Genomic DNA, 19,480 nt, shown 5'->3' on the forward strand with positions numbered 1-19,480 from the left:
GAATTTTGTATATGCTTTCCGTACTAGACTTAACTCAAAGATTATAAAAGAACATGATACTCCTTTACAAAATAGACGCTTTGATGCCTTAGGTAGGTTAATTCAATATAATAGCCAATGTAGTGCCGTATGTTTTGACGGCAAACAAATTTTAGTAGCGTTCAACGAATTACATAATTCTAGTGTGAACACAAATAAAGTTGAACAAATTGAGACACATACCACAAAAGTTTTTAAATATTTACAAGATTATGCTACTTACACAGCTTTACCTACAGAAAAAATTTTCTACAACAACAAAATCTATCTACTCAACGAAAAGCACTACTTCTAGATGTTGTACAATATTATTATAAAAATAATAGTGACCATAAGGATATATTACCACGTATTTTGCAAGAGCTAGAAAAGTAGCCGAATAACAATCAAGAGGTTCAACAAAAAGTCTGTAATGTAACCAGTGTAAGTCCAAAAGTAGTGAAGGCAGTAGCTAGAGCTAGAAGAGATTTGATGAAATGAGAAGATGCATTAAACCCTGATACTATTGATGCAAGTAAAAAATTTGTCCATTCAATTATTGAAGCTATAAAACAACCATATAAAATTGTATTAGATGGTCCACTTAGCGATAAAGCTCATGCTGAAATGAGAATAATACAGTATATAAAAGCACAACTTCCAGATCGTGATAATCAATTAAGTGCAGAAATATAATACATAGGATTGTCTAAATTTTGTTGTATTAGTTGTGATTTAATTATAAATAAAGAAACGAAAAATGTAGATTTGCATTTTACTGATAAGAGTAAACAAAAACACTTAATACCGCTTAATATTACTACTAACGGAGGAAATGGAGTAGGATATGAATGGGATTTAATAGATGCTATAAGAAAAAATCCTGACTGGTTAGAGGATGTTCTAGGTAAAACAGCATATGAAAAATATAACGCTTTATCAGAACAGGAGAAGAAAATAGCAATTAACGGTATAGTAAGCATCACATAAAACTTGCGGTTATATAGTGCAAATGCCAAAAGCAGAGGTTACCTTTGAAAATAGACTGAAACATGCTGATTTAAAAGAAATTTATAGTGAATTTTCTGATAAATTTCCTTACTGGGATCATACATTAGCTCCTTCTAAAATGATTGAAGTAACTTTTTCAGATAGAGAGCCAGGATATTATGTTGTAGAAGTTGATTGGATAGTAGCCGACACACCACGTTTGTTGCATTGTTTATTGTTGAATATAAGGATGAGGTTACACCGATAGGTCTCTTAATACGAATGATGGAGAATGTATTTAATGTTATTCCCGTATAGATAAGGTCTTGTTGCATGGATCGGTTTTCTTTCTGTTACGCTGTGACTTGATCGTGAGAAAATGCAACCGGGAACCACGCAACGTTGCCCTACTTCCGCAGGATAAGACTGTTTGTGCCTTAAGAAAGTATAATATTTGTACAAACTATTCTATATAGTAATCAAGAGTGATTTGTGTCAAGTCAAAAATCTAAAAAAAAATAAATATTTATATTGAATAAATTATTATTCTCGTGTCTACTTAAGTAAAGATTCTATACACTGAATATGGTGTCATTTTTTCAAAATAAGCATTATAAATCCTACAACCCCATTAGTACCTATAATGAACACGTTTAAAAAAAATAAATTTCAAATCACTATAAACAACAACCATAACAATTTACTTACTCCTTTCGGTAAAGCTATTCTGCGAGATCGATATCTTATGAAAGGTGAGGATTTTCAAGATTTATTTGCAAGAGTTTCTAGTTATTATGCCGAAAATAAACAGCATGCTCAGAAGTTATATGAATATATGAGTAAAATGTGGTTTATGCCAGCAACACCAATCTTAAGTAACGGCGGAACGGATAGGGGGCTTCCTATTTCATGCTTCTTGAATGAGACCGATGATAGCTTAGACGATATAGTAAATTTATGGACAGAAAATGTTTGGCTTGCTGCACGTGGTGGTGGGATTGGCAGTTATTGGGGTAATGTTCGTGCTATTAATGAAGGGATTCGTGATAAAGGTCATTCATCTGGTATTATACCGTTTATTAAAGTAATGGATTCTATGACTCTTGCTATTTCGCAAGGTTCTATTAGACGAGGTTCATCGGCTGTATATTTGCCTATTAATCACCCTGAAATTGAAGAATTTATCGATATAAGACGTCCGACAGGTGGGGATGTTAACCGTAAAGCTCTTAATATTCATCACGGTATAGCTATAACCGATGAATTTATGAAAGCAGTTGAAAACAATACGGATTTTGATCTTGTTAGTCCTGCTACCAAAAAAGTCGTAAATAAAGTTAGAGCAAGAGATTTATGGGTTAAGTTATTAACTACTAGAATAGAAACAGGTGAGCCTTACTTGTTATTTATCGATAGTGTTAATAAATCTATCCCTGAGCATCATAAAAAATTAGGGCTTCAAGTTAAAATGTCGAATCTTTGTAGCGAAATTACATTGCCGACGGGAATTGACCATCTAGGAAAGTCAAGAACTGCTGTTTGCTGCCTTTCCTCTTTAAATTTAGAGTATTACGAAGAGTGGAAAGACGATAAAGAATTTATCCATTCTATTATGTTGTTCCTTGATAATGTTTTAGAAGACTTTATTAATAAAGCACCGGATACTATGGCAAGAGCTAAATATTCGGCTTTACGTGAGCGAAGCGTTGGACTTGGTGTAATGGGCTTCCACTCATTTTTGCAAATGAAAAAAGTACCGATAGAATCGGTTATGGCAAAAGTTTGGAATAAAAAAGTATTTGAATATATATCTGCTGAAACTGATAAAGCCTCAATAGAAATCGGTAAAGAAAAAGGAGCATGTCCTGATGCTCTAGATGCAGGAAGTAATGAACGATTTAGCAATAAAACCGCAATAGCACCTACTGCCTCAATTTCGGTAATAGCAGGTAATGCCTCACCCGGAATAGAGCCGTTTGCCGCTAATAGCTTTGTACAAAAGACTTTAACCGGTTCTTTTAACGTGCGTAACAAACATTTAGAAAAGTTATTAGAGGAGAAAGGATTTAATAATGATCAAGTTTGGTCTTCGATTGCAACACATGAAGGATCAGTACAACATTTAACATTTTTATCCGAAGAAGAAAAACAGGTTTTCAAAACCGCTTACGAAATTGATCAGAATTGGCTAATTGAACTGGCAAGCGATCGTACTCCTTACATTACGCAAGCACAATCTTTAAACATCTTTTTACCGGGGAATGTTAGTAAGAAATATTTAAATAATATTCATTTTAAAGCCTGGACAAAAGGAGTAAAAAGTTTATATTACTGTAGATCGACATCAATACAGCGAGCCGATAAGGTCTCGCATGACGTATTAAAGGCCGATTTTAAAGATTTAGAGGAACAAAACGATAAGTTAGCAGAAGCCGCTAACTACGAAGAATGTTTAGCTTGTCAGTAAGTATAACTATGCCAAGATATTTAGACCCAACAAATGATGTAGCATTTCAAAAATTGTTTACGGATAAAACAAGGTGACTAGGCTTTCTCAATAATATTATGAGGTTACCTGCAGAGTTAAGGATTATCAACCTTGAATATATTTCAAACGAACAAGCGTTGGATTTAGGGCAGAATACCAGGAGTATAGTAGATGTAAAAGTTCGAGATAACTCGGGCAATATTTATATTGTTGAGATGCAAAACGGCTATGCCGATGCTTTTTTAGCAAGAGTACCATTTTACAGTTGTATAGCATTTTCTTCGCAATTAAAAAGAGGAAAAGAATATGTTGATCTAGCTCCTGTAGTAATGGTAGTAATTATTTCTGGATTTCAGGCATTGCCCAAGGAAAAAGAATGTATTAGCTATCATCAAACTTAATGTCGGCAACGGTAAGCATCAACTTAAATGCTTGCGTATTTGTTGAATTAGACAAATTTACCAAAGAAGCAGATGAGTTAGAAAGCTTAGAAGATGATTGGTTATGTATGATGGCTAAATTCGATAGAGCACAAGAACCCAACATACAAAAGATGACAATAGCATTATCAGTTTATAAAACTATTGAATAATTTAACTGGAGCGAAGCAGAATATAATAATTATATTAAAGCGATGCCTTGCTACTCAAACGGAAGAGTTAAATCAAAAAAGTAAATATAATGAGGGGAAAGCTGAGGGTATTGAAATTGGAGCAACTAGAAGAAATACGGAAATAGCAAAAGAAATGTTAGCGGATAATGAGTCGATAGAGAAAATAATTAAATATACTAAGCTTTCAAAAGAAGAAATAAAAGAAGAAAAATTATGTCACTACTTGATGCAAGTCCAATTTATAAACCGTTTTCATATCCATGGGCATATGAAGCTTGGCACACTCAACAAAAAATTCATTGGCTACCGGAAGAAGTACCGCTTGCCGACGATGTTAAAGATTGGAAATATAACTTAACTCCAGGGGAAAAACATCTATTAACGCAAATATTTCGTTTTTTTACACAGGCAGATATTGAAGTGAATAATTGCTATATGAAGCATTATTCAAGAGTATTTAAACCGACTGAAATATTAATGATGTTATCAGCATTTTCTAATATGGAAACGGTACATATCGCAGCATATTCACATTTACTTGATACGGTAGGTATGCCGGAAGTAGAATATTCAGCATTTCTTAAATATAAGGAAATGAAAGACAAGTATGATTATATGCAGCAATTCGGAGTGGAGGCCAAAGAAGATATAGCAACTACACTCGCAGTATTTGGAGCTTTTACTGAAGGATTACAGCTATTTGCTTCTTTTGCGATCATGCTTAATTTCCCTCGTTTTAATAAAATGAAAGGTATGGGACAGATTATTGCTTGGTCAGTGCGTGATGAAACACTTCATACTAACTCAATTATTACTCTGTTTAAGACTTTTGTAAGAGAAAACCCTGAAGTTTGGACAGAAACTTTACGTAAACGTATTTATGAAGCTTGTACGACTATTGTGCATTTTGAAGATGCCTTTATTGAACTTGCTTTTGAAGTTGGCGGTATTGAGGGATTAACGGCATATGAAGTAAGACAATATATTCGTTATATTGCCGACCGTCGTTTAATGCAGCTAGGACTCAAAGATGTATATTTGGTAAATCATAATCCCCTTCCTTGGCTTGATGAAATGCTAAACGGAGTCGAACATACGAACTTTTTTGAAAATAGAACAACTGAATATTCAAAAGCAGCGACTACCGGTTCATGGGAAGAAGTATTCACTGAGATGGACGCCAAAGTGGAGGCTAAATAATATACTCAGATAGCACTTGAAAAATTGGCAACCATGTCTTTGTAAATCCTCGGATGCTGAACATGTTGTGTCGAAGTGTACATATTAACAACAACAACAATAACAAAAAATTAAAAATATCTGATCTTTATTTTTAAAATTTTTTAAAATAGATTTAGAATATTTAAACATTGCGAGTGATTTTATGGCTGTTATAAATAATAAAAACTATCAAAAAGTTGTAGAAAAAGTTTTATCTTCTTCTAAAGCTAATAAAGTACTACAGAGTGCAATTCAGGACTTATCATCTTCAAAGAGTATAAGCTTAAGAACGATATTGCTCGGAGCAAGATTTATTTTAACTAATCCTGTAAATACTTATAATCTTATTAAGCTTGCTAACTCTTCTAAGATATATCTTGATCCGGAATTTCAAAAATCACTTCTTAAAAAATCTCCAATATGGGAATTTTTAAAAAAACATTCGGATGATTTGCCTAAAATAGGTCAAATCTTAGCAAATGCGGGCTTTAGAGAATTTCAAGATAAGAGTGCTTTAGATAAAAAGGGACTCGAAATACTAAAAGAATGTTTTAAAAATGAACAAGTACTTAAAAAACTTCAAGAAATTGCAGTTGAAGTAAAGCAAGAGCTACCGGACTGGAATAAAGTGACTTCTAGCACTTTAGATATGCTAGTTACCGATAAAAACTTCCAAAAATTCTTTAACGAAAAGAGTGAAGATATTACGCAATACATACGTACAGGAGCAACTGAAATACTTCCAAGCGATTATATAAAAACTTTTGATGATATATTACAAAAACCCGAAAAGAAAAATTTATTAAAAATATTTAATGAACATCCTGATTTTAAGCAAGAACTGGCTAAAAATATAAACAATCCTAATACTCTAAAAAGATTTAATAAGTTATCTCCTGAAAAACAAATAATTATTGAAAATTTCTTAGACGAAGCAAAAGAACAAGCTAAACCTTTCTTAAAAGAACATTTTGAAACCTACAAAATTGATCTTAAAATTTTAGATATTATTCCTACTTTTTTAAATAAAATGCCTGAGACAAAAGAGATTTTTGATACTCTTAATGCTCCAAATCAAGGTGTAATGATATCTCTTGAGAAATCCTTAGAAATGGTAGCTGGTGATGATAAATTAAAAAGTTTTTTTGCTAATAATAAAACAATCTTACCAAATATTGCTTTAGGTATTATTGAAAATACTCCTAGCGTACAAAGCGTAACAAAAGAATATAATTTTGATAAACAAATGCTGAGTATTGTAGGCGAAGTTATGTCAAAACCGGAAGTTGCTCATGAGATTATTGCAGACTTAAATAAAGGCGATTATATGAGTTTAACCGGTAATATAATCTCCGCCCTTAATGATCCTTCATTTAAATTAAAAGATATATTAGTAGAGCAAAGTAAAGAAGGTCTATTTGATAATTTAATTACAGGAGTTTTAGAACAAGATGCAAAAAATAGCCAAACTATAAAACAACAACTTATAAATTATGGTCTGGAAGCGAGTGATGTTACAAAGCTAACGAGCATAATGCCTATATTACTTGATAAATCTGAATCATTAAAAAAGGTTTTTCGAGATTTTATTCAAGGTAATTATATGGGAATGGCAAAAGAGTTAATAGCTTTAACTAAAGACAATCCTGAAATTAAAAAATATTTAAACAATAATAGAGAAATATTTGCAAGTATTTTAGATAAAACTTTAGTAGAAATACCAGGTATAAATAACCTTGATAAGAAAGAATTATATAATGTACTTCCATCAATGTTAAACCATCCTAATGAATTAGTTAAAGTTATAGAAGAAGTGGAAAAAAGTAATTATCGTGAGGCTGCTAGTGCTATATATAATCTAGCTCAAAAAACAAATTATTTGGAAGGGCAATTGCCGAATATTATAAAAGCAGGTTTTAGCTATGCTACTGAAAAACTCAAAGACGTACTTAGTCCATCACAAGATTTTAAAGATAAAACTATAGATGCAATTACTCTTAGAAATAATTTACATAAAATACAAAATGGAAAATTCAGCTTAGAGGGAGCTATATTAGTAGGTGATTTATCTAATATCGACTTCTCAGGCGTATCATTAAAAAATGCAGATTTAACTAAAGTCACTTCTTTAAAAGATTGTAATTTTAAAAATATTAATTTAGCAGAGGCTAAATTACCTGATAATTTAATGTTACTTACTGATACTTACAATCTTGATAAGGCTATCCCTCCTTTAGTACCTAAACTAATTAAAGAACAACAAGCAAAATTAATTGATAAGGCAATTGATAAAGTATTTTTACAAATACAAGCTGAAGGCAAAAGAAATGTACTTAGTAAAAAAAAATTTGCTCAACAAGTAAAAAGATTATATGAAGAAAATCAAACGATTAAAGACTATATTATAGAAAAACTAAATTCACTACCTATGAATATGGTTACTAACCTAGCTACTCCTAGAACAAATCAATATAAACATATTACAAATCATGTAAATTCTCCATTACAAATATTGAACCCTTTATATGAAAATATTGCAAATAAACAAAATATTAAGAGTAATTTATTGGCAAATATTTTAAGCGAGAAAATATCACAAAAACTTTTTGATAAAGGTGATAATAGAGGTGAAGATTTTTACATGATGAATCAGATGCTAAAATCTATCGTTTCTGAATATTCTAAAGAAAATCCTGATAATATAAATAATTTTTTAGAGCCAAAAAATCTAGAAAAGTTAGCAAGTAATATTGCCTCTACTTTATATTCTAAATCTAAATATACTGGGGTAGGCACTATTACCGGTGGAATTTATTTACCAAAAGAAATCTTCAATGAACAGTTAAAAGATAACTTTAAAAATGAGTTCGAAAATATTAATAAATTAAATCTTTTAAAAGAAGCAAAAAATATAGTTTCAAATTTAGATAGTAAAGTGCATGTAGTAGATAATCACGATAAATCACATTACGCATCATTACCTACAAAAAGTAAACAAATACACAGATAACTCCATAAATCTTAGATCAAATTGATTTAATTACCATATTATGTAATATAAATTAAAATATTTAAGTAGTGCTTAATTTATGTCTTTGAATCAATTTTAAGATAATTTAATATTTATGTAATAAATATATTGCATTATTTTTACGGCAGTTACAAATTCCATTAAAGATATTAAATTAAAGAATTTTAATAAAACGGTTAAAAGGACATTATCTTCTACTGATGCAGAAAGGCATTGACAAGCTTTATTTATGACCTTGCATCTCCAAAGAAAAAATATTACCAGTTAGTATAGGAGCATTATTAAAAGGTGCGAAGTTTGCCTTCACTAATCCCGTAAATAGTTATAATCTTGTTAAACTTGCAAGCTCCTCTGATATATATCTTGATTCAAAGTTTCAAAAATCTGTTCTTGAAAAATCCGAAATATAGGATTTTCTAAAAAAGCATGCCGATGATTTACCAAAAATAGGACAAATCTTAGCAAAAGCAGGTTTTAGAGAATTTCAAGAAGGTAGTTTTCTAGATCACAAGCGTCTTACAACATTACAAGAATGTTTTAAAAATGATGCTGTACTTAAAAGCCTTCAAGAAAGTGCACTTGAGATAAAGCAAGAAGTACCGGACTATAATAAAGTAACTTCTAAAACATTAGGAATGTTATCCACGGATAAAAATTGCTGAAAATTTTTTAATGAAAAAGGTAACGATATTGCGAATTACATAACTGAAATACTTCCAAGCAACTATATAAAAGCTTTTGATGCTATATTACAAAAACCTCAAAGTAAATGACACATATGCAAAAGTTATAAAAATATTTAATGAACATCCTGAGTTTAAACAAGAGCTGGCTGAAAATATAAACAATCCTAATGCTCTAAAAAGGTTTAATAAATTATCTTCTGAAAAATAAATAATTATAGAAGGTTTCTTAATAGAAACTAAAGAACAAGCTAAACCTTTCTTAAAAGAATATTTTGAAAGCTATAAAGTTGATGTAGATACTATTCCTACTTTATTAAATAAAATGCCTGAAACAACAGAGATTTTTGATACTCTGAATGCAAATCAAGGAGTAATGGTGGCTCGTGAGAAATCTTTAGAAATGGTAGCGGGTGACGATAAATTAAAAAGTTTTTTTGCTGATAATAAAACAGTCTTACCAGATATTGCCGCAGCTATTATTGAAAATACTCCGAATATACAAAGCATAACGCAAGAATATAATTTCGATAAACAAATGCTTAGTATAGTAGGTGAAGTAATGTCAAAACCGGAAATTGCACATGCTATTATTACAGATATAAATAAAGGCGATGATATGACCGTAACAAGCCGTGTAATTACTGCTTTTACGAACCTTCATTTAAGTTAAAATATATTAGTAGAGCAAAGTAAAGAGGGTTTATTCGATAATTTAATTAAAGGCATTTTAGAGCAAGATGAAAAAAATAGCCAAACTATAAACAGCAGCTTGAAAATTATGGACTAGAAACAAAAGATACTACAAAACTTACGAATGTAATGCCTATATTACTTGATAATCCTGAATAATTACAAAAGGTTTTTGATGGATTTGTTAAAGGTGATTATACGGGAATAGCTAAAGAATTGGTAATGTTAACTAAAGATAATCCCGAGATCGAAAAATATTTAAACGAGAAATATTTACAGGTATTTTAGATAAAACTTTAAAAGATGTACCCGGTATAAATAAGCTCGATAAGAAAGAATTATATAGTATACTAACACCTATGCTCAATCAACCGGATAAGCTGATTCAAATCTTAGAAAATATTGAAAATAAAAAATATATTAATGTTGCTACTAGTATAGGTAGTTTAGTTTGGAAAGAAGGACAAGCACTGAATATTATTAAACAAATACTAAATGTTGTTAAAGCGGGAGTTGGTTATTTTAATCAAAAATCTGATAAGAAACCAGAATTAGAAAATAAAGTTCCGGTTGATGTATTAAAAGAAGCACAAAGTATCGTCTCAAATTTAAATAGTAAGATTAATATTGTAGGACCTAAGACAAATACACTTTCCATTACTCCTATTTCCCAATAATAAAAAGAAAGAAGCAATACGTAGATAAGCTATATAGTTTTAAAAGGGTTTTTTAAAGTTTGAGTAAATTCTTCTTGGTTAGCATATTCCAATGTGATTTTATCTTGTATCTGATTTTTAAACCAAGTAACTTGTCTTTTAGCATACTGACGGGTTCGTATTTGAGCTGCATTTAAAGCCTCATCTAAAGTGAGATTGCCGTTTAAATAAGCTAAAATTTCTTTTATCCCTACAGCTTTCAAATTCGTATAATCTTTAGGAGCAAATTGCTTTTTTATTAAAGCTATTTCGTCAATTGCCCCTTCTTTAAATATCTTATCTAAACGCTCATCACATGTTTGATATAAAAACTTTCGCTCAGGATTTAAGAAAATAATTTTGAAATTAAAATCAGATAAGATTTGTTCTTTTGGCAAAGTGTGAAAAGAAAAAATAGATTTACCGGTTTGCATGAATACTTCATAAGCTCTAATTAAACGCTGAGTATCATTTTGGTTTATTTTAGAAGCAGCAAGCGGGTCAAACTTCTCTAATTTACCCCATAATTCTATATTGCCTATTTTAACATGTAAATTTCTTACCTGTTCTTGTAAATCTTCTGATATATCAGGAATATTATTATAGCCAAAAACTAAAGAATTAATATATAAACCCGTTCCACCTATTAATATAGGTAGCTTACCCCTGTCGGTTATTTCTTTTATTTTTTCTGTCGCAAGTTTTAGATATTTTATTACCGAGAAATCTTCTGTCATTGATAAGAAGTTATATAAGTGATATAAGATTTCAGTTTTGTAGCTTTTCGGAGGGGAGGCGGTAATAATAGGAATTTCCTTATAAACCTGCATTGAGTCGATATTAATGATTTCGCCGTTATAAGCTTTAGCCAGTTCATGACCTAAATAAGACTTCCCGCTAGCAGTCGGCCCGCATAATATAACTATACTCTTCTGCTTTGAAGAATTGTTTCTGCAAAACTTCGGATCACCTATTAAATATAGGCTGTGCATACTCGCTCCTCGTTTTACATTCCCATTCTCCAAATCATTTGAGTATATTTCTTTCTTTGTCACTTGATTAACTAATAAATACAAACTTGTATCGTCATTGCAAGCCAGCATTTATGCTGGCGTGGCAAGCTCAGGAGTTTTTTTTATATTATCTTATGAGATTGCCGCGTCGTTGCTAACGCAACTCCTCGCAATGACGGAAAAACCTATCCATGTAACAACGCCTAGCAGGAATGACCTCATACCCTTAAACGGTTTCATTAGTATTTCCTAAAGTGTCAGTATTAGCATTACTATCTGCTGGTCCACTAAATGTTATTGTACCAAGTTTGTTGTCATAACTAATAGTTTGACCACTAAATAAGCCTGCATCACTGTAGTCAATAGTCAGACTATTTAAACCGTTAGATGCGGCTACGTCATTGTTAAGAGGATTATCAGTAGGCTCAAGGTCTTTATGTTTTATTACTAATGGTGCCTCAATGTTAATATTTAATGTATTTGCACCTATTGTAACTAATTTAGTATTAACAAATGAGTGATTGATATTTGGGATTTTTAACATATTATTTTTCTTTATATTAATTTAATGTAAGAAAAATATATAAAATAATATTTTAGAAAGCATTAATGTTTTAATAATTAATTAATAACCCGTATTTTTCAAGATATTTATTAATTATAGTGATTGTTTCCTCTAAACCATTCTTACTATCTGATTCAGCCCTTGCAACTATAATAGATTCGGTATTAGAGCTACGTAAGAGCCACCAACCATGTGCAGTATTTACCCGTATACCGTCTATATCATTAAACTCTATTTTTTCTTCTAATGATTTTTCTTTAATCTCTTTAATAATTTGTAATTTTAACTCTGAAGGAACAGAAATTTTAATTTCCGGTGTACTATAGCTTTTCGGTACATCTTCTATTATCTCATCTAGAGTTTTACTTGATCTACTAAGTAAATCTAAAAATCTAAGAGCTGCATAAATTGCATCGTCAAAACCAAAATATTTATCGGCAAAGAATATATGCCCGCTCATTTCGCCAGCGAGTAAAGCCTTTGTCTCAAGCATTTTGCTTTTAATAAAAGGATGACCTGTTCGCCATATTATAGGATGTCCTCCATATGATTTTATTTTAGCGACTATAAATTGGCTGACTTTTACATCAACTATTATAGTTGCGTTTGGATTTTCCTTTAAAATATCCTCAGCAAAAATGCATAAAATTTGATCACCTAATAATATTTTACCGCTTGAGCTTATAATGCCGATTCTATCACCGTCACCGTCAAAAGCTATACCAAGGTCACAATTTTGTTCTTTAACCACTTTTATTAACTCCTGCAAATTAGCAGGATTTGTAGGATCAGGATGATGGCTTGGAAAATTTCCGTCAATCTTACTATGTATGATTATATTCTTGTTTGAGAGATGCTTTTTAAGTGCTTCAACAATATCGCCGGTTGCTCCATTGCCGCAATCCCAAGCCACTTTTAATTTTGGATTAATGTTTATTCCATCTAAAATACGTTTTAGGTATTTAGATTGTATATTATGGATTCCTGCTTTCGCAGGAATGACATAAGGGGATGCTGGTGTGGTATTGGAGTAGTTATCCAAAATCTTAGTCAATAACTCCTGTATCTGATCACCGAAAAAAGGTTTACCGTTTTGTAGTATTTTAAAGCCGTTATCGTCACGAGGATTGTGTGACCCCGTGACCATAATACTACCGGCGGGCGTAAAGTGTTTATCGGCAAAATATAAAACTGGTGTTGGAACTACACCAATATTGATGATTTCAGCCCCTGCATTAGTTAATCCTAGTTCTAAAGCTTTACAAAGGGTAGGGGAGCTAAGCCGACCGTCTAAACCGACACAGATTTTATCGTTATCTTTCGTTATAGTCATCTCGGCAAAACCAAAGCCGATTGTATAAGCTACTTCTTCCGTTAAATCTTTAAGGCTATTGCCTCTTATATCATAAGCCCTAAAAATTTCTTTGTTAATTTGCATAGAAAACTGTTTTGAATATTATTACATGGCTCTTATGTCATTCCTACAAAAGAGCCTTGTTGCATGGCTCGGAAAACCTACTCGATGTTATCCCCGCGTAGGCTGGGAATGACATAAAATAATCCATGCAACAACACCTGCAAGTCGCTTGCAATGATGAATTTGCATAGTCTAGAAACTAAAGCTCTCACCTAAATACACTTCCTTAACTTTCTTGCTATTTGCTATTTCCTTAGCACTGCCTTCTAATAATACTTTACCTTCAAAAATAACATAAGCACGGTCGACTATATCTAGAGTATCACGTACATTATGGTCGGTAATTAATATACCTATATTAAATTCACGTAAATAAGTAATTAGATTTTTAATATCGGAAATAGCAAGCGGGTCAATACCGGCAAGCGGTTCATCAAGCATGATAAATTTAGGCTCTATTGCAAGTGCACGTGCAATCTCAAGCCTACGCCTTTCACCGCCTGATAAGCTAGCAGCGGATAAATCTTTTAAATGAACTATCGAAAACTTCTCTAACAAATTATGGGTTTTTTGTTCAATTACTTCTTTATCATTGTTAGATATCTCAACTACAGCCTTAATATTATCTTCAACCGACAATTCCCGAAATATCGAAGGTTCTTGAAGAAGATAGCCGAGTCCAAGCCTTGCTCGTAAATAAATAGGCAAGTTGGTAATATTTATATCATTTAAAAGTAATTGTCCTGAGTCCAGTTTCATTAAACCGATAATAATGTTAAAGCAAGTGGTTTTACCGGCTCCATTCGGACCGAATAAACCAACTATCTCTCCTTGTTTTATATTCAGAGATATATCAGTTAATATATTCCTTTTTTTGTAGGATTTTGATATATTTTTAACGTGTAAGCTGTCCATCTTTTTTATTTGTTAAGATTTTGTTGCGTGGATTAATTTTCAACGTCATTGCGAGAAAATTACGTAAGTAATTGACGAAGCAATCCAGTTAAAAATATTAATCTTTAGCATTTTTTTTAATTATTTTCTGGATTGTCACACTTCTTGCAATCGCTTGCAATGACGTACCAACGGTAAATAGCTCTATTTTTTAATAATATCTACATAGTAGATTAGTTTATTAGTTTTTAAAACATTATCGTCACGCTGTAATATTACATTACCAAGTAGAATAAGTTGTTTATTATCGCAAAAATATTTAGCACTATCTGCAAGTAATAATTCATTATTTATTTTTCTTTCTACAGTCAATTTAGTAGGGACAACTATATGATCAATAGTTTGCTTTTCATCTATTGTTTTATAAAAAATATATAATTCTTCCGTTCTAAGTATCGCATTATCGAAGTAAACAATAACATTTCCAAGATATGCTGCTTTTTGTTTGGTTCTATCAATAATTAAACTATCAGATGTGATATGTAAATTTGAAATATTTTTATCATTAGCATATATTATAGTACTAATTATAAGAAGTAAAACAAGTTTAATAATAGACATCTTTCCAAACTGCGCTTCTAGAGGTAATTCAGACGTTGAATCGGTACTCGTATCCTCAAGTACTTCTTTGTACGCTGTGGTGCTACATTCCATGTCTCCTTTAAATGCCCTCTCTATAAGCTGGTTTGGCAAGATGTCTAATCCGATAAATCAATGATTGTAGAGACATTGCCTTTAAAAATTATAATATTATTTTCAGCTTTTGTATTAAAACTATCCGCAGTAATTGAAGAGTTTTTGTAAAGTAACTTAGCAGGGGAATGACCGGTTATATTCTTATTTACTAAATCAATCCTTGCATCGTTAGTGTTAAATATGATCTCATCAAAAAAAAGTTTTACATCGTTTTTTAAATCTAATATGTTTGATTCTTCATCTAAAAAGCCTTCTTTCGCATTGATAATAAGAGTTTGGTCTTGATTTACGTTATAAATAGCATTTATTATATCTAGTTTATATTTGTTATTCGACTCTTTTATAGCTCGTTCAGTTTTAATCTTATACGCATTTAAATTTTTATTTACTCCTTCAAAAATTGAATCTTTCAATATAATATTATACTTTAAATCAAAATTTTTATTATCTTTTAAACTTTTTTTTGTAACGTTAATATCGTTTTTTGTATTAATATAACCGCTTTTAATTAATATATATCCTATATATAAAATTCCAACTGTTATTAAAAGAGATACAGATTTCCAAATTTTTTTTCGCCGTTTATAAGAAGAGAGCATAGATTTTAGCTAACCCCTATGCGTAGTAAATCATGAATATGAATAATGCCTATAATAATATTATCATCAACAATCGGTATATTAGTGATATTCTTGGCTTTCATTAAATTTAAAGCCTCTTTTGCAAATATTTCCGATGAGATATGAATAGGGTTTTTGGTCATAATGCTTGATGCTGTTTTTAAGTGGATTTGATCGTTAATATGACGACGTAAATCCCCATCGGTTATAATTCCCACCAAATTTTGGTTTTTATCTGTTACAAGCGTACAACCTAAACGTTTTTTATTCATAATAATTATAGTTTCGGCAAAGGAAGTATCTTCATATACTAAAGGTATTTCATCACCGCTACGCATTAGGTTTTTAATTTTTGTTAAATTAGCGCCGATTGTACCTCCCGGATGATAAATTTTAAAATCATCTTTAGTAAAGCCTCGTTTTTCATGTATAACAGTCATTAAAGCATCACCGAGTGATAGCATGATTAAAGATGATATAGTAGGAACGCCAATTACAGAAGCTTCCGGGTATTCAGGTACTTTTAATAAAAAATCGCTTCTTTTAGCTAAAGTAGAATTTTTATTCATTGTCATTGCAGCGATTTTTATGGAAGAGTTCTTGCAATATTCAATTATATTAAATAGTTCTTTAGTTGCGCCGGAATTAGATAACATGATTACTAGATCATTTCTCGTCACCATACCTAAATCGCCGTGACTTGCTTCTGCCGGATGTAAATAAAAAGCAGGCATACCGGTTGCAGAAAAGCTAGCAGCTATTTTTCTTGCAATATAACCGCTTTTGCCTATGCCGGTTAGGATTATCCGTCCTTTGAAAGATAGTAAAAATTCTATAATTCTGTTAAAGTCTTCAGGGATATTTTCGGATAATTTTTCTAAAGCACTTGCTTCACTAGAAATAACCCTCTTTGCGATGATTCGGTAATTATTTGTGTTGGTCATTTATTTACTCATTGTATCCAGCAAATTATAGTATTATGAGCTATTTTTGTGGATACCCGAACCGTCATTGCGAGCAGCCGTATGCTGCACGGCAATCTCATGAAATAATAACAAACTCCTGAGATTGCTTTGTCAATTACTTCGTAATTTCCTCGCAATGACGATTAAGCTTCATATCAATTAAAATACTTACGTTCTGTAATTACTTCAGCAGTTTCAGCATTATTATCTTCATTCCAAGCTCGTTTTTTACTAGAATTACGTCGCTGCTCAGGTTCTGAATTGTCCTGAGTATTATTAACATTAGTTTTTGGCTTTGTATTATTTGAAGATTTATCTTTATCGGCATTTTTAATAGTTAATTTTGCTTTGCCTTTATTATCAAAGCCTATTAGCTTAACTTTTACTATATCGCCTTGTTTTAAAACACTGCTAACCGTTTCTATTCTTTCTCCTGATACTTCACTAATATGAACAAAGCCGTCTTTATTACCTACATAATTAATAAAAGCACCGGAATCTAAGACTTTCACTACCGTACCGTTAAATATTTCACCGATTTCAGGTTCAACGACAATAGCTTTAATTTTATCTAAGGCAACTTTTAGCTTATCTCTATCTGAAGCATAAACAGACACCGTACCGTCATCGCTTATATCTATTTTAGTACCGCTAGTTTCACAAATTTCCTTTATTACTTTACCGCCCGGTCCTATAATATCTCTAATTTTATCCTTATCTATTTTTATAGTAGTAGTAGAAGGAACATTTTTACTTAGTTCGTTATTTGGTTTACTGATAACTTTATTCATTTGCTCCAGTATATGTAAACGACCGAGTCGTGCTTGCTCTAAAGCTACTTTCATTATTTTAAAATCTACTCCGGATATTTTGATATCCATTTGTAATGCAGTAATCCCTTCACTAGTTCCTGCAACCTTAAAGTCCATATCACCGAAATAATCTTCATCGCCGAGAATATCCGATAATACGGCAAAATTTTTACCTTCCTTAACAAGTCCCATAGCAATACCCGCAACCGGTGCTTTTATCGGTACGCCGGCATACATTAAAGCAAGAGAACTACCGCAAACAGTTGCCATTGAAGAAGAACCGTTAGATTCCGTAGTTTCGGCAACTACTCTAATAGAATAAGGAAATTGTACTTTATTAGGTAATATTGGATTGATAGCACGCCATGCGAGTTTACCGTGTCCGACTTCACGACGACTAGGTGCTTTCATCGGCATTGCTTCATTTACAGAGTAGGGCGGAAAGATGTAATTGAGCATAAAACGCTCTTTATACTCACCCTCTAAACTGTCAACTATCTGCTCATCTAAACTAGTACCGAATGTAGTACTAACTAAGCTTTGCGTTTCACCTCTAGTAAATAAAGCTGAACCATGTGCGGAAGGTAGTAAACCTATTTCACAAGCAATTTGTCTTATATCCGTGGTACTTCTTCCATCGATACGTCTATTTTTTTCTAAAATCTCGTTACGTAATATATCTGATTCAATAGCTTTTAAAGCTGATTCGATTTGATAATTACTATATTTTTTATTTTCTATGTCGCTTACAAAATGTGTAAGAACTTTTTCAGGTATTAAATCTAAATTAGTGCTACGTTCTTGTTTAGATTTCATTGCAAAAGCTTGTTCAATTTCTTTTACAAATAACTTCTCAATTTCTTTCTTTAATGAAGCAGGATATAAAGCTTGCATTTCAAGTTTTGGTTTTTTAGCTTCTTCTGCTAGTTCTTTAATTATCTTTATTACCGGCTGAAAGCTTTCAAATCCAAATTTTACGGCTTCTAACATTTGTTCTTCAGAAAGTAAATGAGCTTCCGATTCAACCATCATTACTGAATCTGATGTTCCTGCAACTACTAAATCAAGCTGACTTGTTTTTAATAATGCAAGTGTCGGATTTAAAACAAATTCACCATTGATTAAACCTACTTTACTTGCCGCAACTATTTCTAGATAAGGAGCAGGGGATAGGCTAAGTGCAGCCGATGCACCGATAATTGCAAGTATATCTACCGGAGTTTCAGGATCATATGAAAGAACACTGCAAGTTACATGCGTTTCATTCACAAAAGCCGGATGAAATAATGGTCTAATCGGTCTATCTATTAAACGAGATACTAAAACTTCTCTATCTGATGCTTTTCCCTCATGTTTAAAAAATCCCCCTGGTATCTTACCGGCAGCATATGCCATTTCTCTATAATTAATTGTTAAAGGAAGAAAACCTATGCCCTCTTTTGCTTTGTTAGCTACTACTGCCGTACATAATAAAACGGAATTACCCATTTTTACCGTAACTGCCCCGTCAGCTTGCCTTGCTATTTTACCTGTACTAAGCTCAAGAACTTGCCCGTTCCATGTAACACTCTTAGTTATTTCGTTAAACATCTATTTATCTCATTTCATAATTTATATTTTATTGTATTCTACCACGTCATTGCAAGGAAAATTACGAAGTAATCTCAGGATATTTGACGAGATTGCCACGCAGCCTACGGCTGCTCGCAATGACGATTATCCAACTACTTAATCTTTCTAATTCCTAGCTTACTTATTAAATCTAAATATTTGCTAACATTATTCTTTTTAATATAGTTAAGTAATCTACGGCGGCGCCCGACTAAAATTAATAATCCGCGTCTTGAAGTATGATCTTTATGGTTAGATTTAAAATGCTCGGTTAAATTATTGATTCTTTCAGTTAAGATAGCACATTGCACTGCACTTGAACCGGTATCATTTTCCGTTATAGCATATTCTTTAATTAATTGTTGTTTACGTTCTGTAGTAATCGACATCGATAA

The 19,480-nt window shown here is 31.7% G+C and carries 15 protein-coding genes and 2 pseudogenes; 8 read left to right on the forward strand and 9 right to left on the reverse strand.

What is annotated here, in order from left to right; translation table 11 throughout:
* Window positions 1-723 precede the first annotated feature (723 nt).
* From TENJIKU01_RS02630 to TENJIKU01_RS09555, 8 genes and pseudogenes are all read left to right on the forward strand, one after another.
* Window positions 724-996 (forward strand): annotated as a pseudogene (locus TENJIKU01_RS02630) (hypothetical protein); the annotation flags it as partial.
* 34 nt (window positions 997-1,030) lie between these two features.
* Window positions 1,031-1,276: a hypothetical protein gene (locus tag TENJIKU01_RS02635; protein WP_064429188.1), complete on the forward strand. Its 246-nt coding sequence runs from the start codon at window positions 1,031-1,033 to the stop codon at window positions 1,274-1,276.
* A 375-nt stretch (window positions 1,277-1,651) separates the two neighbouring features.
* Complete coding sequence (locus tag TENJIKU01_RS02640) at window positions 1,652-3,475, forward strand: ribonucleoside-diphosphate reductase subunit alpha (RefSeq protein ID WP_064429102.1); 1,824 nt, start codon at window positions 1,652-1,654, stop codon at window positions 3,473-3,475.
* Between the two features lie 98 nt (window positions 3,476-3,573).
* Window positions 3,574-3,897, forward strand: a complete 324-nt coding sequence (locus tag TENJIKU01_RS08860) for a PD-(D/E)XK nuclease family transposase (RefSeq protein ID WP_064429103.1) — start codon at window positions 3,574-3,576, stop codon at window positions 3,895-3,897.
* Window positions 3,897-4,088, forward strand: a complete 192-nt coding sequence (locus tag TENJIKU01_RS08865; protein ID WP_172795025.1) for a hypothetical protein — start codon at window positions 3,897-3,899, stop codon at window positions 4,086-4,088. The genes TENJIKU01_RS08860 and TENJIKU01_RS08865 overlap by 1 nt, the downstream gene beginning before the upstream one ends.
* 234 nt (window positions 4,089-4,322) lie before the next feature.
* Window positions 4,323-5,309: a ribonucleotide-diphosphate reductase subunit beta gene (locus TENJIKU01_RS02650; RefSeq protein ID WP_064429104.1), complete on the forward strand. Its 987-nt coding sequence runs from the start codon at window positions 4,323-4,325 to the stop codon at window positions 5,307-5,309.
* A gap of 184 nt (window positions 5,310-5,493) precedes the next feature.
* Window positions 5,494-8,340, forward strand: a complete 2,847-nt coding sequence (locus TENJIKU01_RS02655; RefSeq protein WP_064429105.1) for a pentapeptide repeat-containing protein — start codon at window positions 5,494-5,496, stop codon at window positions 8,338-8,340.
* A 160-nt stretch (window positions 8,341-8,500) separates the two neighbouring features.
* A pseudogene (locus TENJIKU01_RS09555) lies at window positions 8,501-10,270 on the forward strand (hypothetical protein); the annotation flags it as partial.
* Between the two features lie 173 nt (window positions 10,271-10,443).
* Here TENJIKU01_RS09555 and miaA read toward each other — a convergent pair.
* From miaA to rpsO, 9 genes are all read right to left on the reverse strand, one after another.
* The gene (gene miaA / locus TENJIKU01_RS02670) at window positions 10,444-11,535 is read right to left on the reverse strand and encodes a tRNA (adenosine(37)-N6)-dimethylallyltransferase MiaA (protein ID WP_064429106.1); all 1,092 of its coding nucleotides are present in this window, start codon (window positions 11,533-11,535) and stop codon (window positions 10,444-10,446) included.
* A 136-nt stretch (window positions 11,536-11,671) separates the two neighbouring features.
* Entirely contained in the window at window positions 11,672-11,989 is a 318-nt protein-coding gene (locus tag TENJIKU01_RS02675) for a hypothetical protein (RefSeq protein WP_064429107.1), read from the reverse strand.
* Between the two features lie 70 nt (window positions 11,990-12,059).
* The gene (locus tag TENJIKU01_RS02680; protein WP_064429108.1) at window positions 12,060-13,448 is read right to left on the reverse strand and encodes a phosphomannomutase/phosphoglucomutase; all 1,389 of its coding nucleotides are present in this window, start codon (window positions 13,446-13,448) and stop codon (window positions 12,060-12,062) included.
* A gap of 171 nt (window positions 13,449-13,619) precedes the next feature.
* A complete protein-coding gene (lptB, locus tag TENJIKU01_RS02685; protein WP_004995684.1) occupies window positions 13,620-14,342 on the reverse strand; it encodes an LPS export ABC transporter ATP-binding protein in 723 nt (240 codons plus the stop codon).
* A 183-nt stretch (window positions 14,343-14,525) separates the two neighbouring features.
* Window positions 14,526-14,942 carry an LptA/OstA family protein gene (locus TENJIKU01_RS02690; RefSeq protein ID WP_410528025.1) on the reverse strand — a complete coding sequence of 139 codons (417 nt, stop codon included), beginning with the start codon at window positions 14,940-14,942 and terminating at the stop codon, window positions 14,526-14,528.
* A gap of 137 nt (window positions 14,943-15,079) precedes the next feature.
* Complete coding sequence (gene lptC, locus TENJIKU01_RS02695) at window positions 15,080-15,676, reverse strand: LPS export ABC transporter periplasmic protein LptC (RefSeq protein ID WP_064429109.1); 597 nt, start codon at window positions 15,674-15,676, stop codon at window positions 15,080-15,082.
* 5 nt (window positions 15,677-15,681) lie between these two features.
* Entirely contained in the window at window positions 15,682-16,641 is a 960-nt protein-coding gene (locus TENJIKU01_RS02700; protein ID WP_064429110.1) for an SIS domain-containing protein, read from the reverse strand.
* Window positions 16,642-16,817: 176 nt separating this feature from the next.
* Window positions 16,818-19,064: a polyribonucleotide nucleotidyltransferase gene (gene pnp, locus TENJIKU01_RS02705; protein WP_064429111.1), complete on the reverse strand. Its 2,247-nt coding sequence runs from the start codon at window positions 19,062-19,064 to the stop codon at window positions 16,818-16,820.
* Between the two features lie 134 nt (window positions 19,065-19,198).
* A complete protein-coding gene (rpsO, locus tag TENJIKU01_RS02710) occupies window positions 19,199-19,474 on the reverse strand; it encodes a 30S ribosomal protein S15 (RefSeq protein WP_004995678.1) in 276 nt (91 codons plus the stop codon).
* Window positions 19,475-19,480: the final 6 nt, after the last annotated feature.

Origin of the sequence: Rickettsia sp. Tenjiku01, assembly GCF_001653015.1 — a bacterium.
Lineage (GTDB): Bacteria > Pseudomonadota > Alphaproteobacteria > Rickettsiales > Rickettsiaceae > Rickettsia > Rickettsia rickettsii.

What these genes read in the sequence shown, in the direction of transcription:
- lptC (WP_064429109.1), bottom strand. Translation starts at nt 15,676, where the DNA reads ATGCTCTCTTCTTATAAACGGCGAAAAAAAATTTGGAAATCTGTATCT.
- TENJIKU01_RS02655 (WP_064429105.1), top strand. Translation starts at nt 5,494, where the DNA reads ATGGCTGTTATAAATAATAAAAACTATCAAAAAGTTGTAGAAAAAGTT.
- TENJIKU01_RS02650 (WP_064429104.1), top strand. Translation starts at nt 4,323, where the DNA reads ATGTCACTACTTGATGCAAGTCCAATTTATAAACCGTTTTCATATCCA.
- rpsO (WP_004995678.1), bottom strand. Translation starts at nt 19,474, where the DNA reads ATGTCGATTACTACAGAACGTAAACAACAATTAATTAAAGAATATGCT.
- TENJIKU01_RS02675 (WP_064429107.1), bottom strand. Translation starts at nt 11,989, where the DNA reads ATGTTAAAAATCCCAAATATCAATCACTCATTTGTTAATACTAAATTA.
- lptB (WP_004995684.1), bottom strand. Translation starts at nt 14,342, where the DNA reads ATGGACAGCTTACACGTTAAAAATATATCAAAATCCTACAAAAAAAGG.
- TENJIKU01_RS02635 (WP_064429188.1), top strand. Translation starts at nt 1,031, where the DNA reads ATGCCAAAAGCAGAGGTTACCTTTGAAAATAGACTGAAACATGCTGAT.
- TENJIKU01_RS08865 (WP_172795025.1), top strand. Translation starts at nt 3,897, where the DNA reads ATGTCGGCAACGGTAAGCATCAACTTAAATGCTTGCGTATTTGTTGAA.
- TENJIKU01_RS08860 (WP_064429103.1), top strand. Translation starts at nt 3,574, where the DNA reads ATGAGGTTACCTGCAGAGTTAAGGATTATCAACCTTGAATATATTTCA.
- miaA (WP_064429106.1), bottom strand. Translation starts at nt 11,535, where the DNA reads ATGCTGGCTTGCAATGACGATACAAGTTTGTATTTATTAGTTAATCAA.
- TENJIKU01_RS02640 (WP_064429102.1), top strand. Translation starts at nt 1,652, where the DNA reads ATGAACACGTTTAAAAAAAATAAATTTCAAATCACTATAAACAACAAC.
- TENJIKU01_RS02680 (WP_064429108.1), bottom strand. Translation starts at nt 13,448, where the DNA reads ATGCAAATTAACAAAGAAATTTTTAGGGCTTATGATATAAGAGGCAAT.
- TENJIKU01_RS02700 (WP_064429110.1), bottom strand. Translation starts at nt 16,641, where the DNA reads ATGACCAACACAAATAATTACCGAATCATCGCAAAGAGGGTTATTTCT.
- pnp (WP_064429111.1), bottom strand. Translation starts at nt 19,064, where the DNA reads ATGTTTAACGAAATAACTAAGAGTGTTACATGGAACGGGCAAGTTCTT.
- TENJIKU01_RS02690 (WP_410528025.1), bottom strand. Translation starts at nt 14,942, where the DNA reads ATGTCTATTATTAAACTTGTTTTACTTCTTATAATTAGTACTATAATA.